Source organism: Paenibacillus vandeheii (assembly GCF_030433635.1).
In the GTDB taxonomy this organism is placed as follows: domain Bacteria; phylum Bacillota; class Bacilli; order Paenibacillales; family Paenibacillaceae; genus Paenibacillus; species Paenibacillus vandeheii.
In genome coordinates, this window is sequence record NZ_JAROCD010000003.1 from 251917 (window position 1) to 266145 (window position 14229).

Annotated in this window: 15 protein-coding genes; 3 read left to right on the top strand and 12 right to left on the bottom strand. The window is 46.2% G+C overall.

All coding sequences use genetic code 11. From position 1 onward, the window contains the following. Nucleotides 1–10 precede the first annotated feature (10 nt). A complete protein-coding gene (locus P5G61_RS06715) occupies nt 11–196 on the bottom strand; it encodes a hypothetical protein (protein WP_024629224.1) in 186 nt (61 codons plus the stop codon). A 3-nt stretch (nt 197–199) separates the two neighbouring features. Next, the gene (locus P5G61_RS06720) at nt 200–433 is read right to left on the bottom strand and encodes a hypothetical protein (protein WP_024629225.1); all 234 of its coding nucleotides are present in this window, start codon (nt 431–433) and stop codon (nt 200–202) included. A 163-nt stretch (nt 434–596) separates the two neighbouring features. Between P5G61_RS06720 and P5G61_RS06725 the strand changes: the two genes are divergently transcribed. After that, nucleotides 597–794, top strand: a complete 198-nt coding sequence (locus P5G61_RS06725) for a cold shock domain-containing protein (RefSeq protein WP_017689394.1) — start codon at nt 597–599, stop codon at nt 792–794. A gap of 136 nt (nt 795–930) precedes the next feature. On the opposite strand, the gene P5G61_RS06730 is transcribed toward P5G61_RS06725, so the two are convergent. The 6 genes from P5G61_RS06730 to P5G61_RS06755 form a co-directional block, all read right to left on the bottom strand. After that, nucleotides 931–2100, bottom strand: coding sequence for an MFS transporter (locus tag P5G61_RS06730; protein ID WP_301245674.1), 1170 nt, complete (start codon nt 2098–2100; stop codon nt 931–933). A gap of 37 nt (nt 2101–2137) precedes the next feature. Continuing rightward, on the bottom strand, nt 2138–3478 hold the full coding sequence (locus P5G61_RS06735; RefSeq protein ID WP_301245676.1) for a multi antimicrobial extrusion protein MatE: 1341 nt from the start codon (nt 3476–3478) through the stop codon (nt 2138–2140). Nucleotides 3479–3712: 234 nt separating this feature from the next. Next, nucleotides 3713–5197 carry an oligosaccharide flippase family protein gene (locus P5G61_RS06740; protein ID WP_301245678.1) on the bottom strand — a complete coding sequence of 495 codons (1485 nt, stop codon included), beginning with the start codon at nt 5195–5197 and terminating at the stop codon, nt 3713–3715. Nucleotides 5198–5281: 84 nt separating this feature from the next. Next, nucleotides 5282–6388 (bottom strand): amidase domain-containing protein, encoded by a 1107-nt coding sequence (locus tag P5G61_RS06745; RefSeq protein ID WP_301245680.1) that lies wholly within the window; start codon nt 6386–6388, stop codon nt 5282–5284. 19 nt (nt 6389–6407) lie between these two features. Next, complete coding sequence (locus P5G61_RS06750) at nt 6408–7022, bottom strand: class F sortase (RefSeq protein WP_079345620.1); 615 nt, start codon at nt 7020–7022, stop codon at nt 6408–6410. An 80-nt stretch (nt 7023–7102) separates the two neighbouring features. After that, the gene (locus P5G61_RS06755) at nt 7103–7381 is read right to left on the bottom strand and encodes a hypothetical protein (RefSeq protein WP_079345618.1); all 279 of its coding nucleotides are present in this window, start codon (nt 7379–7381) and stop codon (nt 7103–7105) included. Between the two features lie 301 nt (nt 7382–7682). Here P5G61_RS06755 and P5G61_RS06760 point away from each other — a divergent pair, with 301 nt between their 5' ends. Continuing rightward, nucleotides 7683–8762, top strand: coding sequence for a tetraprenyl-beta-curcumene synthase family protein (locus tag P5G61_RS06760; protein ID WP_285074502.1), 1080 nt, complete (start codon nt 7683–7685; stop codon nt 8760–8762). Between the two features lie 54 nt (nt 8763–8816). After that, nucleotides 8817–9788: a 6-phosphofructokinase gene (gene pfkA, locus P5G61_RS06765; protein WP_301245683.1), complete on the top strand. Its 972-nt coding sequence runs from the start codon at nt 8817–8819 to the stop codon at nt 9786–9788. A 59-nt stretch (nt 9789–9847) separates the two neighbouring features. Here the strand turns inward: pfkA and P5G61_RS06770 are convergent, their stop codons facing one another. The 4 genes from P5G61_RS06770 to P5G61_RS06785 form a co-directional block, all read right to left on the bottom strand. After that, nucleotides 9848–11209, bottom strand: a complete 1362-nt coding sequence (locus P5G61_RS06770) for an MATE family efflux transporter (protein ID WP_301245996.1) — start codon at nt 11207–11209, stop codon at nt 9848–9850. 208 nt (nt 11210–11417) lie between these two features. Further along, nucleotides 11418–12599 (bottom strand): putative glycoside hydrolase, encoded by a 1182-nt coding sequence (locus P5G61_RS06775; protein WP_301245685.1) that lies wholly within the window; start codon nt 12597–12599, stop codon nt 11418–11420. Nucleotides 12600–12757: 158 nt separating this feature from the next. Further along, the gene (locus P5G61_RS06780; protein ID WP_029880762.1) at nt 12758–12946 is read right to left on the bottom strand and encodes a hypothetical protein; all 189 of its coding nucleotides are present in this window, start codon (nt 12944–12946) and stop codon (nt 12758–12760) included. A gap of 175 nt (nt 12947–13121) precedes the next feature. Continuing rightward, on the bottom strand, nt 13122–13934 hold the full coding sequence (locus P5G61_RS06785; protein ID WP_435874082.1) for a YitT family protein: 813 nt from the start codon (nt 13932–13934) through the stop codon (nt 13122–13124). Nucleotides 13935–14229 lie beyond the last annotated feature (295 nt).

A 14229-nucleotide genomic window follows, 5' to 3' on the forward strand; every position in this document is an offset into this window, starting at 1 on the left:
TTTGAAAAAGCTAGGCTCCCATGTTGACCAGGAAGTAAACGATCAGGAAAAATGCGAAACAAATCAGCAGGGTAGCAATCAGAGCCATGCCCCGTCTTAGACGATCCGGGATGGAGTTGCGTCCCAGAATCAGCACAATTCCCAGGGAAAAAGCAAGAATAATAAAGATGACAACATTGCTTGAGTCAAGCTGCATAGGCTAGACCCCTTTGAAGGCAGCCATCAATTGACGCCATTCGTCCTCGCGGTTCTCAAAATCTTCTTTCGGGAAGCGGCGTTCAGCCCAGTGCATCAACGCAGGTCGGCTGAGGAATGTATGGCATTCTTCGCCCCACTCTTCCGATATTTCACGAAGCACCAGATATTTGCCTTGAACTTCTACGGTCATCATATTCCACTTGTCTGTTTTGTATATTTCATGTTTTTTTATCATAGGTAGTCTCCAAACTAACGGTTTTGGTAAAATGATACCGTACCCTTGGATTCAAAGCAAATTTTTTCGACTTTTATGGAAAAGATAAATTGCAATGTAGAAGGTCCTACAGTATAATAAGGGTATTCGCCATAGATGGCGATATTTTTAGGAGGTTGTTCATTTGAAAGGTACAGTTAAATGGTTTAACGCAGAAAAAGGCTATGGCTTTATTTCAGTTGAAGGCGGCGAGGACGTATTCGTACATTTCTCCGCAATCCAAGGCGACGGCTTTAAAACATTGGAAGAAGGTCAAGCGGTAGAATTCGAAATCACTGATGGAAACCGTGGTCCTCAAGCAGCTAACGTAAACAAATTGTAAGAATATTTCCGGTTAAACGGATTTCTTATAAATGATTGGCTTCTAGCTGAATATAAGAACCCAAGCACAGTCCCCCCATGGGAGGCTGTGCTTTTTTTGATATGTTGAGTTCCATAAGGGAAGTTCTCATTGCTGCTTATGCGCGGCTAGTCATGCTTGACCAAAGCTTCATGGAAAATCCAATAAGTGCGGCCAGGGAGAATGCCATCGCCGTGAGATAGAAAGTGTTTCTGCCGGTATGCTCCAGCAGCAATCCACCCAGTGTTCCGCTGAGCAGACCGGAAGCGCTGGACCATACAATGGTGAACAAGGCCATGCCAGTCGCCCGATAATCATCGGGAACAAGGCGGGTAATGTAACGGACCGCAGTTACGTAGAAGATGCCAAAGGTCACGCTGTGCATCGTTTGAATGGCAACGACTGCCGCAGGTGTATCTGAGATGGACATCAGAAATAAACGAATCGTATACATCAGCGCAGCAATCGTGAGCAAAGGAAGTTCCTTGTAGCGATTGCCGTATCTGCTTAACAGCAGAAACACCGGAATTTCGCTTACGGAAGAGATCAACAGTGACCAGCCGATCAGCCCTTCACTGGCACCTAAATCTTTTAGCGTAATGGTAAGAAAAGCTTCGTTCATCCGGTGACCCAGAGCGAGCAGAAAAACGCAGCCGAAAAAGGTAAGAACATCCCTTCGCTTCAAGATGGACCATAGTCCTGAGAGATCCATTTTAGTGCTGCTGCCCGAAGGCTGATCTTTTAATCGGAAACCGATCAGGAGGGTAGTGGCTGCCAGCGCAATACATACCCACATCGTCCATCCCGGCCCGAAAGAGCCGAGAAAGTATCCGATGCTTAACGCAAAGAATGCATATCCGATCGAGCCAAAAACACGAATGGAAGTAAAATTCCGGCCATATTTGCTTGCGGTTGTAATTGCCATCGTATCGGAAAGCGGATAGACGGGATAGTAGAAAAAGTAAAACAGGGTCACCAGTACAAATACCTCACCAAAGGTTGTAGCATTGGCGAGCATGACACCTGTGATCAGCTGCCCGGCAAGCAAGATGATCATCACTTTACGTACGGTTTTGTAGCGGTCACTGGCCATGCTCCAGAACATGTTGGAGAATACGGAGACGAGAGGACCAATTCCGTACAGGTAACCAATCTCAGCCCGACTGAACCCCAGATGGCTGAAATAAAGCTGAAAATACGATACCACCAGTACGGTGGAACCGAAGATGGTGAACATGAGTGCCCGCAGCCAGGTTTGATCTGGCCGGGCGGTATGACTTGATTTCATGATGAAAGGCTCCATTCTTGATTACAGTTCAATTTTATTATCCTTTGAGGGAAGAAGATTTCCCGGATGAGGGAACAGACATCGTAGGTTCCTTTTGCGTACGCCGGATGACCAGCCAGACAATGATAAGCTCGGCAAGCAAACCGAGGGATTGAGCCACTGCACCGATCATGCCGTTCCACGCCGGGAATATGCTGACCAGAATGAGCAGGACGATAACCGTACATATGGCATTGGCCGTCTGGGAGCGAAACATCGTTTTGGTCTGTCCGCGCAGCAGAATCAAACCATTGCTGAAGTCAAGAAAAGGTGAAATCAGCGGAAACAATACAAACGCTCGCAGCGTCCACAAACTTTGCTGTAGCAGATTACCCTGTACGCTCATTACATTTTCCAATACCCACGGTCCAAGTGGGGTGTAGGCAATGGAGACGGTCATCGCAAAAGGAACGAATCCGGTGACGAGTGCGAACTTCTTCACAAGTTTGGCATCAACAAGATAGAAATTCAGCACGATCTGGTGGATGTATGTAAAAAAGCTTAGCATCAGCTGCATCAGGCTACTCGCAACGGCAAAGGAAGAAATGGCCAGAGCAATTCCGGTCGTTTTGCCAAGTACGATGTTAATGACGGGTCCGATAAACAAAGCCACGAAACTGGATAATAACAGCGGCTTGTAGAAGCGAAAGACGTCGCCCTTGTTTTCAACGGGATGATCCTCCAGCTTGGCTGGCATCTTTCGCTTGATGCTGTTTCCTTCGAGGAAACTGACCAAAGCCTCAATCATCATGCCAGCAGCAAAAATGATAGCGCCTACACGACCGCTGTCAATACTGTCTGTATATATGAAATACAAGGACAGGCCGTACATGCCAGCAAGACGGAATAACATGCCGATCGTCAGCCATTTTGTACGGTTATTCGTAATAATGATGCCCTGATAGATGTTACGGATGACCGAAAAGATGCTGACATACATGAGAATCTCATAAACGTCGATTACTTTGGATAACAGATCCGGGCTTACGCCAAACAGATATTTGAATACACCTGTACCAATGGGCGAATATGCGATGAGGAATCCGATCAGAAGTACACAAGCGAGAAATATTTTGGTCACAAACGTGAGGGCCTGAAAGGAAAGGCGATCCCTTACCAGCGCCGAACAGGTCTGACGCAGCAGGGTTGAGGGGCGCTCGGTGAGAGTCAGCAGGCTACCGGCGATGGCGTAGCTGGCAATGACCGTCTCGGGATGAGCGGAACGTGCGAGTGTGCTGTTAATGATTACGTGAGAAATGGTAACGAGAGACGCGGATATGCCCAGCGGCACAAAAAATGCAAATAACCGTCTCCACGAAAGTGGTTCACTTGACGTCATGTCAACGACTCCTTTGATGGATGAAATATGCCTAGTATTCAGATAAGGCTTACAGAAAAGAGATGCCCGCCAGCTATGGAATGCCAGCGGGTCAAGAATATTCCGATACTTTAAAAGATTAAAGACATTATAGTCTTGTAGGGATGGGATGTAAATAGATGGGATTCGGTTGTTTACGTTTAGAACGAGACATTCGGTCTGGGTTTATGTATGTATTTGCCAAAAGGGGCGGTTTCAGCTTCTCAGGCGATAGTGGATCATCAGATAGCTTCCATTTAACAGGAAAAATAGAAAAATGCTTGGAAGAATCGCGTAATCTCCCCAGTATACAGGCAGGGTGGTCCACTCCCTCAACCAAGCCACTAACGCTGAAATTACTATCACGACCATGAAATGCAAAGTCAGACTGCTGATGCGAACACCTTTCAGCAATTTTCTTAATCCGATCAGATTTCCAGACATGATGATAAATTCCATCAGTATGACACCCGCCACTCCACCTTTAAGATGGACTCCATTTAGAGGGATCAGGAAGTAGTGGGAGAGGGTAGCTGCAGTAATACCGATAGCCGTTCCGATCAGACTGACTTTTTTGTTATCCTGTGCCCACAATATACTGGTGGATACCTCGCGAAGTCCAACAAGCAGGGGGATGATGCTTAACCAACGAATCAGCTCTGCAGTTTGTCCGGAATGGAATAAGAGCTGTGCCAGGTCGCGGTTGAAAATCCACAAAAAGCAGCTGGAGGTGATCCCCCAAATCCAGACGATCTCCATCGTTTGCCTGCTTTTCTTTGCAAAATAATCATAACGAAGCTCCTGCCAGGAGAGAGCGAGCTTCATGGTCAGGGTATGTGATATGGCCGCGGTTACAATCGTTGGCATATATACAACCAGCATGGCCATACCCATAAGCAGACCGTACATTGCAGTGGCTTGTGCGGAGGTGTAGCCTGCGATTTGCAGTCTTAAGGGGATAATGACCGCATCTAGCATATCGGAAAAGGGAATAAGTAGCCGTGTGACGGAAATGACCAAGGAGCTCTTAATAAACCAAAAGCCGTCTGATCTCCCTGTGGAAACATAAGGAGGTATTTCATTCTTTTGACCGGTATATCGCAAAAAAAGAAGCAGCATCACAAAAGCGGCAATTCCGCCCATTGCTGTTCCGATCAAACTTCTCCCGACCGCATACATTACACCCTGAGGAAGCCACAGCCAAGTCATACCCAGCATCAGCCCGATACGAACAGCTTGCTCTATTACCTCCGAGACGGCAATGGCACTGTAATATTCAAGACCTTGTAAGTACCCCCGCAACAGGCTTAAAAGAGGTACGACGAATATCGCAATGGACAAAGAGCGTATAAACGGCTCCAGAACAGGATTACCCAACCACGTGGAAATGGTTGAAGCGTAGGCGAGTGTAAGTAAACAGAAAGTTGCGCCAATCATTGACAGCAAGGTGGATAATCGCTTGAACCAGAACCAGCCAAGTGCAGGCTGCTTGGCTGTGTACATTCCCAAGGAGGTAGGAAGCCCCCCTGTTATCAGCATAAGCATGAAACCAAAATAGGAATAAGCGATTTGGAATAATCCTATACCTTCAGGACCCGCCATGCGGGTGAGGATGATACGTCCAGTGAGACCCATTACTTTGACCAGAGAGACAGCACCGATACGGATACCCGTCTGCTTGAGACTGGGAGGGATGTTCATCTATTTCACTCCATCCAATACAAAACACTTCTTGTCCACCATTAATATGAGCAAAAGGAGGCAAGTATGTGTGTTATGAAGCGATCAGTCTCGAATGTGAATGAGGATATACGTCGTTTTGTTATCCCAGCCCAAGTCAAACGGTGCTTGAAATCGATCGGCGGTGTGGGAATTGACGAGGGGATAGCCGCGCTGATCGAATCCGGTAACAACAGAAAAATGGTCTACATCATGATTCATTACATGAGCGATCAGATCGCCAGCGGCTAGCTCGCCTATCAAACCGTACGGGTGAGCCTCCGTTTTTTCGACCAGCTTCGAAAAGGATCCCGTCGCGATTTTTTTCCCATACCCGGAGTAAAGAATGAAATCCTTGAATGCATCCGTTTGTACCCAGGTTTTGGTACCACCCTTGGGAAAATGGTATCTCCATGCTCCCATCATCGGTAACCCGCCGCCTTCCTTCTGATCTCCAAGAGCTTGGGAAGCAAAATTGGTACAGTCGCCCCCTAAATTATTGTAATTTTTATATTTGGAATTATACTTGACCTTGTCGTTTGTTCTCCATGCGATCCCCGCGTATTTATTTGCATAGTCCACCGCTTGTTTTCGTTTGTAGTTCTTGCCGTCCTTTAGTTCAGGACGATGAGGGGGTGAAGAAGGCATCCCAGCTGCAATTAGTCGAGGGTTCTCCTCCAGCGGATCGAGGTACCATTCCTTCCAGACGATCCATTGATCATTGATTTTTTTCAGTGTGACAGCATGCCAGGTTCCCAGTCCAAACGAATGGGTTGAAGATAATTGGTCTTTATAGGCATATGTGATTTGCTGCGAATGGCCCAAAGAAATCGTCGCTGTGTTATCTCTGACACGAATTTTGGAGATATGGATTTTGGACTGGCAATCGGTAATCTTCATGTTACGATGTTCGCTCCATGCATGAAGATAGGTTTTACGATTGATTTCCATTGTGTAAGCGTGACGGCTCAAGGGAGATTGTATATCATAATAGCGAACCATATTATTAGTTTGTCCGGCTAAGTACTTGGATCTTTGGGCAAAAAGAGATTCAAGATTTTGACTAATCTCAATCTCAAGTTGTGATGTAGTGGAAGAAGCCTCGGCAGGCCTCAAGTGTGGCACAGTCATAAACAAACAGCTAATCAGGAGTACGGTTATCCACTTATGCATGGTTATCTCCTCTTGAATGTTATTCAACTAATCGGGTATACACGACAAGGCGCTTATTGTGCTCCTTTTTTTTGCGATCGTACGTTCCTGTACATGTGATCAGATTCAACTGCTTTTCAGCGGTGTCGCCAAATATTTTATCCAAAGGTGCTTCCTGCGTGTAATAGGATTCGACCTCCAAAACCTCATATTTAAGATAGTGGTTGTTCTGGTCAAATAAAAAAACAAAAGTACCCGGTTTCAGATGTTTAAGCGGGTAAAATATGGCTGGACCTGTATAGTTGTCTACATGACCGGCAACAATTGCATTTCCGTTTTCTCCAGGCAAAACTCCATCTACATATAATCCAGCGATCTCACTGGACTTGGGTACTTGGAGTTGTCCATTCTCTGACAGGTGAATAGGAGTGATTGAAGTACTCAAATGCACCGATGGAATGCACAAACGAACAGGCTTACTCATGACTATGGATTGCGGAATCCTTGTCTTTATCTCGGGATCAGTACTCGTCTGATCTTTAGGAGCGGATGTTTGGAAAGCGGTCTGTTCCTTCATGCTATTGGCCGGAGATAGGATAAGGCATGCAATGATTAAGAAAATTACAATAGCGGCGAATGAAGTGTTGTTTTTCATACGTTTCTCATCCTTATAAATAAATTGAAGAATAAGAGAAAAGAAAAATCGTTTTCTTTTCTCTTTTCTCTTATCCCTTTTTACTCGCTTACGCCGCCATATCCTGTTTTAGGAAGGGCTTTTGGTGTAACGCTTTTTGCATGGATTTTATGCTCTTTGTTGACGGATTCTTGATGCATTTTGTGTTCTTTGCCTTTATGCGATTTCATGTGCATTTTGTGCTCCGCTTTGTGCTCTGCTTTGTGCATGGATTTCTCCATTTTGTGCATCGGTTCAGTTGCAGCGGATGCAGATGCAGAAGCACCGGATACAGCCAGCATTAGGCAAGCAGACAGAGAAACAATAGTTGCTTTATTCATACTTGAATTCCTCCCAGTGGGTAATTTGTATTACAGAATTTAATATCCCCAGGTCTTACATTATTATTGATTGTATTTATTTACAGCGATTATGGAAGTCATCCAGGTTTATTGTTGATTTGGTAAAATAGAATGAATGTGATGTGAATGGAAGGGGTATTTTGCAACAAGTCGTTCGTAGATGTGATTTTTTGCCGTGATTATGCGGGAGATCATTTGTACAATTAAGGGGATCATATTATAATAGGATTGGTTAAAAATCGCTCTAATACGTATTCAACCAAGTGGAGGCACATTTATTTTGAGCCAATCAAATCGAAATCGTCATCAATATCCGCGTGGACCGTTGGCATTGATGAGAGGGGTGTACAAATACACCATTCCGGAAACGCGGAAGGAATTGGATGGGTGGCGTGCCAAGGCGGAGAAAATTCCGAATGAGGAATTGCGCAATCAGGCACTGGCCAGTCTCAGGGACAAGCAGTTCCACTGTGAAGGCGGGACCGTTTATGCTTTACCTGATTTGCCAAACAGGCACATTCTGATTCCACTGATCGTTTCATATCAGACTATTAGTGATTATTTGGACAATCTGTGTGATCGCAGTACATCGATGGACCCGAATGACTTTCGGCTTCTCCATCAATCTATGCTTGATGCGGTAGATCCCGAAGCAACACCTGTCAATTATTATGCGCTTCGCGAGGAGCAGGATGACGGTGGCTACCTAAGGAATCTAGTGACCTCATGTCAGGAGCTGACCCGTCAGCTGCCAGGCTATGCATCCGCCAAGCCTCAAATTCAGGATCTGGCAGGCCTATACACGGACCTGCAGGTATATAAGCACATCAAGCCGGAACTGAGAGAAACGGCATTGCTGGAATGGTGGTCAGAGCATCGCCACCGCACACCTCAGTTCCGTTGGAACGAATTTGCCGCTGCTACTGGCTCTACGCTGGGCGTGTTCATGCTGTTTCTGGCTGCGAGTGACGATCAGCTGACAGAAGAGCAGGCGGCTTCGATCCACACTGCCTATTTTCCTCATGTATGCGCATTGCATATTATGCTCGATTATTTAATCGATCAGGATGAAGATCGGATCGGGGGAGATCTCAACTTCTGCAATTATTATGAGAATGTGGAGACAATGCTGGACCGAATTGCTTTTATTGTGGAGATGGCCCGCAGTGATGTGGAGAAGATTCCGGGAAGTTCGTTCCACCGGATGATTATCGAAGGACTGCTTGCCATTTACCTGTCTGATCCCAAAGTCAGCGAACAACAGGAAGTTCGCGTCGTTTCCAAGCGTTTGATGAAGAATAGTCCGATGACAAGAGTATTTTTCTTTATCTTTAGCCGCTGGATTCGTAAGCATATGTAAGTCAGGCGTATTGTGTTGGGAGCCTGAAGTGAAACTAGAGGAGGAAGAAACATCATGACAGCAGTAAAGAAAATCGCAGTTTTAACGAGCGGTGGTGATTCGCAGGGGATGAACGCGGCTGTTCGTGCGGTTGTTCGCAGCGGACTGTTTTACGGTCTCGAAGTGTACGGAGTTCAACGTGGATACCAGGGTCTTTTGAATAACGATATTTTCCCAATGGACTTGCGGAGTGTAGGGGATATCATCCAGCGTGGGGGAACGGTTCTGCAATCGGCACGCTGCAAGGAATTCTACACCGCTGAAGGTCAGCAAAAGGGCGCAGACATTCTGCGTGCACGCGGCATTGACGGCCTGGTTGTCATTGGTGGGGACGGTTCATACAACGGCGCCAACAAACTGAGCAAGCTGGGCATCAACACCATGGGTCTTCCCGGAACGATTGATAATGACGTTTCTTTCACCGATTACACGATCGGATTCGATACAGCAGTAAGCGTAGTGGTAGATGCAGTTAACAAACTGCGCGATACGATGTCTTCACACGAACGTTCTTCCATCGTTGAAGTTATGGGTCGTCACTGTGGCGATATCGCATTGCATGCAGGACTTGCATCGGGCGCAGAAACGATTCTGGTGCCTGAAGTTCCGTTTGACATGGATGAAGTGGCAGACCGTATGAAAGCCAACTTCGCACATGGTAAACGTCACAGTATCATTATCGTTGCTGAAGGCGTAGGCAAAGGTGAGGATGTAGCAAAAGAACTGATGGAGCGCTGCCCAACATATGAGCCGCGTGTAACCGTATTAGGTCACATTCAGCGTGGTGGTACGCCAACTCCGTTTGACCGTAACCTCGCCAGTCGTCTGGGAGATTTCGCCGTACGCAGTCTAATTGCGGGTGAAACAGACAAAGGATGCGGTATTATCAAGGGAGAACTGACCCTGACGGATATTGATAAAGTGGTTAATACGAAAAAAGACTTCGATATGGAAACATACGAGCTGGCACAGCGTTTGTCCCAATAACCAAACCATAACCAAAAGAGCACAGTCCCTTCTTGAAGAGGGCTGTGCTCTTTATTTTTTTATTTATTTTCCACCATATATACTGAGGCTTGCTTCTGCACAAGGAACAATCTCCAGAGAAGTGCCGTTGCCCCAACCGCGAGGCCGGCAATGAGTCCAACCCAGTATCCAAAGGCGCCGAGGGAAGTATACGTAGCTGTGATGTAACCGACAGGCAGACCGATGATCCAATACGCGACAAACGTTATGATCAATGCAGGATTCACGTCCTTGTAGCCCCGAAGCGCTCCCTGCGTTGGGGTGGCAATGGCATCAGAGATCTGAAAGAAGATGGCGTAGATCAGGAAATGCTGTGTCAATCCAATGACCTCGCGATCATTAGAGTACACGCCTGCAATCTGTTCCCCAAATACAATCAGTACTACAGCGGTGAGGAGAGATAGTGCAATGGCACCTCCGATGCCAAGCAGACTGTATTGCTTTGCATCTCTCACACGCCCTGCACCCGCCTCGTAGCCCACAAGAATCGTGAGAGCCATACATATACTCACAGGCAGCATATACAGCGTAGAAGCGAAATTCAGGGCCGCCTGATGGGCAGCAATTGTGATGGTATCGAAGCGGCTCATCAGTAATGTGACTGCAGCAAAGATCGAGGTTTCAAAAAAAGTAGCAAATCCGATAGGAACACCAATCTTAAGCAGCTCTTTCCATTTGGCTAGTGAGACTTTGGGCATCTGCCGAAAGATGCCGTATTGGGCAAATGGCTCTATCCGATGTACAAAAAAGAGACTGATAAGGAAGATGAGCCAATATGTACTTGCAGTAGCCACACCTGCTCCGACACCTCCCAGTTGGGGGAAGCCCCAGCGCCCGAAGATAAGTAAATAGTTCAGGAGGATGTTTACAGGGAGCGAGACCAGCGTAATCATCATGGTAATACGCGTCTGGCCGAGTGCGTCCATAAAGCTTCGCAACACCGTGTAGCCGAACAGGGGGATGACTCCAAAAGCCAAAGCACACAGGAAATAGAAGGCGACCTGGCCAACCCGAGGCTCCAAAGGCATTCCATTCAGGATAGGTTTAAGCAGCAATGCACCTGCTGCCAGGACGACGAATCCGACTGCCACGCCGAGATACAAGGCTTGAACGACGCTATGACCAATCTTGTCATTGCGCTTCGAACCAAGCAGGTGGGAGACGACAGGTGTGATCCCGATCAGTATACCGCTCAGTCCAGTTTGTACCGGCAGCCAAAGACTTGTACCAATAGCAACACCCGCGAGATCTGCAGGGGAGAACTTGCCTGACATATTGGTATCAAAAAACGACATAGCAGAGAGGGCAATTTGTGTGGTGAAGATAGGCAAAAATATAATCAGGAATTGCTTCACTTTCTGAGAAAAGCTGGTGGTGGTCATATTCACTGGCAATGCCTCGCTATTCTAAAGAGTTATCACTAAACTGTCATGTACGGACAGCTATTTATTGTAGTGGATTTTGCCCCGTTTGAACAGGGAGGGGATCATGGCTGGTGCGGAAAGTAAGGGTGAGAACACAGCGAAAAACCTCGCTCCGTACGGGACGGAACGAGGTCATTAGAATAAATTAATCAAGAATAAGAGTGCATTATTTATAGTTTACGTCTGGCGTATACCGGTTGGAAGCATTCCAGAGCAGGTACTCATCTACATCCATGTCTTTCATGGCGCGAATCTGGTCTTCGACTTGTTTTTTGCCGTATTTAATGTAATGTCCGCTGCCTAGCCAGCTTGCTGTAAAGTCCTGAATCCAGGGGCGGATAACGGGTTTGAGCTCCTTGGTTGGATCAAGTTTCTTATGTGTATCTTCCATGGAGCCTTTGATGGTCGCATATGGATTTTTGTCAGGGTCCTTCACCCCGTACCAGCCGGTGGAGTAGTGACTTGGATAAACCATGGGCGAGATGACATCCACGTTTTCAGATATTTTCACAAAATCCTGTCCAATACCCTCAGCTGCGGGTACAGAGGCCGCGTAACCGAATATATCAACCGAGACTCGGACCCCCAGCGGTGCAAGCTCTTTGCGTGCATACTGCACGAATTCGGATACGATGTCGACCCGGGACTGGTCGGATTTGGTGTATTTCAATGCGTCTGCACGCGTTTCAAAGCCTTCCGGGAACCGAACATAGTCGAACTGTATTTCCTTAAATCCCAATTTGGCAGCTTCCTTCGCAATCTCTATATTGTAATCCCATACTTCTTTACTGTAGGGATTTACGAAGCTGTCGCCTTTGCCGTTGGCCCATATGGAACCGTCCTTGTTGCGGAAAGAGAGCTCCGGATTTTTCTTGGCCAGAATCGTATCCTTGAATACGACAACTCGTGCAATTGGATAAACCTCATGTTTTTGCAGGCGTTTCATCAGCGCATCCATATCACGGATAAAAGGTTGGGATTTGCCCATTTCCTGTAACGTCTTGTTTTCCGTAGGGTAGGTTATGTATCCGAGATCGTCCTTGATATCAATGACCATGGAATTGAGCTCCGTGTTATCCATCAGATCGAGCAATGATGTCATGCGTGCACCTCCAGCGCTGTAGGCCGTTACATAGATGCCTTTGACGACGGGTGCATCGGGTTGTGGGTCAATTTTGGCAGGCGGGTTATCCGCATCAATAACGACCTGATTTTTTTGAGATTGGATAATGGCGGTGTTGAAACTGTTCGTTAATGATTGAAAAGGTTGATTCCCTTGATCTGCTGTAGCTGGTGTACCACCGAGGGTTCCCAAGGCCATAGCCAGTAAAGCCCAAAACATATTCATTCATTTCCACTCCCCTATGTGCATTCCATGTTTGAATTATAAATAAAGCCTCTGGGCTTTTAACCATATTAATCAAGTAATGAAACAGATGGGAAAAATGAAAACCGCTTCCTGTTGAGGGTAACCCCACAAGAAGCGGCATGATCATTCTAAAAAAATTATTGAATGTAAATCTCATTTTGATGCTCACAAATACTGTACTGAATGATTTCCATTGCGTCTCCCTGTTCCAGGATGCCCAGCCCATCCCGGAGAACAATCAGTGAGTCGAGCTCATTCGGTTTCAAGAAAGGGAGCATTTCCGGGCACCATCTGTTGACGATTTCAAACAGTTTTACCGTTTCCATATCCACAATAATCACCCTTTCCTACTCGAATTCCAAAATGGTAAGTCATTCGGGGCGAATCGGAAAAGCACATGGTGCTGTGAAATTGAAGGGCACATCCTGCTATACAACATATTTAAGAGCCGTACACCGTTATTATACCACAATGTTTTGAATTGTTAACCGTACATCTGTCTCAACTTCGGCGGAAGGAGCCCATGACCCCAACGGTTTCCACAATATTAACAAAGGCCTTCGGATCGGTTTCCTTGATAATTCGTTTGATTTCAACGAGCTCGTAGCGAGTAGTCACTGTCATTAACATGTCCTTTTCGATGTCTGTGTATGCTCCCTGGGTCTTGATTTTGGTGACCCCGCGAGGGCGAACAAGCAATTTTTTCAACATCGCTTCGGTTTCATTGGTAATAATGTACAATGTGACCTTCACATGGCTGATGTGAATCAGATCCAGCACTTTGCCTGTAATATAGATCGACACCATGGAGGCAAGTGCAATGTTCCAGTCATCATTCAGATAGCCTGCGAGCATAATAATGGAACCGTTCATACCAGCCATCACCGTACCGATGGGGAAATCGCGATTACGGGTGAAAATGGAACCGACGATGTCGAGTCCGCCTGTAGAGCCGCCGACCCGGAAGGAAACTCCGGTACCCAGTCCCACCAACACGCCGCCAAATACACAGCTCAGAAGAGGATCTGTTGCCACAACAAAAACTGGCAGAAGCGCGATGAGCCAGGAAGTGGCTGCTACCGAGACAATACTTAATGTAATGAAGCGTCGTCCAAGAATAAACCAACCCGCAATGAGCAGGGGGATGTTCAGAACAAAATACATTATACTAAGATTCAAATTTGTGAAATAGCCGAGAAGCATGGAAATACCCGATACCCCACCGCTAAGAAGCTGATGGGGAACCAAAAACCAGTTAAAGCCGCAGGCAATAGCTGCAGCACCCAATATAATCACTAAAAAGTGCCAAATCATTTTGGGCAATTTAATCACCTCATTTATATTTAAAACCAGATTGCTGGTAATCTTGATTTGTTTTGTGATATAATGATTTGTGGATATTCTTGAGTAGGAAACTTTTCCCCAAATGGAACGATAAAATTTGAAATGTTTCAAAACGCATGTATGTAGTTTTAGTCTTATGTTGGGGACCCATTCACGAATTATGATGGTTTATGAAAATAAATTCGACCTGATGGGATAACCTATAAATATTAACGCTACTTAAGAATACAGACAACAAAGTGGATTGTCCACCATGTCCACTATA

Bases quoted from the DNA above. Each gene is read 5' to 3' on its own strand.
- P5G61_RS06745 (WP_301245680.1), bottom strand. From the start codon at position 6,388: ATGCATAAGTGGATAACCGTACTCCTGATTAGCTGTTTGTTTATGACT.
- P5G61_RS06750 (WP_079345620.1), bottom strand. From the start codon at position 7,022: ATGAAAAACAACACTTCATTCGCCGCTATTGTAATTTTCTTAATCATT.
- P5G61_RS06755 (WP_079345618.1), bottom strand. From the start codon at position 7,381: ATGAATAAAGCAACTATTGTTTCTCTGTCTGCTTGCCTAATGCTGGCT.
- P5G61_RS06780 (WP_029880762.1), bottom strand. From the start codon at position 12,946: ATGGAAACGGTAAAACTGTTTGAAATCGTCAACAGATGGTGCCCGGAA.
- P5G61_RS06720 (WP_024629225.1), bottom strand. From the start codon at position 433: ATGATAAAAAAACATGAAATATACAAAACAGACAAGTGGAATATGATG.
- P5G61_RS06775 (WP_301245685.1), bottom strand. From the start codon at position 12,599: ATGAATATGTTTTGGGCTTTACTGGCTATGGCCTTGGGAACCCTCGGT.
- P5G61_RS06730 (WP_301245674.1), bottom strand. From the start codon at position 2,100: ATGAAATCAAGTCATACCGCCCGGCCAGATCAAACCTGGCTGCGGGCA.
- pfkA (WP_301245683.1), top strand. From the start codon at position 8,817: ATGACAGCAGTAAAGAAAATCGCAGTTTTAACGAGCGGTGGTGATTCG.
- P5G61_RS06785 (WP_435874082.1), bottom strand. From the start codon at position 13,934: ATGATTTGGCACTTTTTAGTGATTATATTGGGTGCTGCAGCTATTGCC.
- P5G61_RS06735 (WP_301245676.1), bottom strand. From the start codon at position 3,478: ATGACGTCAAGTGAACCACTTTCGTGGAGACGGTTATTTGCATTTTTT.
- P5G61_RS06715 (WP_024629224.1), bottom strand. From the start codon at position 196: ATGCAGCTTGACTCAAGCAATGTTGTCATCTTTATTATTCTTGCTTTT.
- P5G61_RS06770 (WP_301245996.1), bottom strand. From the start codon at position 11,209: ATGACCACCACCAGCTTTTCTCAGAAAGTGAAGCAATTCCTGATTATA.
- P5G61_RS06740 (WP_301245678.1), bottom strand. From the start codon at position 5,197: ATGAACATCCCTCCCAGTCTCAAGCAGACGGGTATCCGTATCGGTGCT.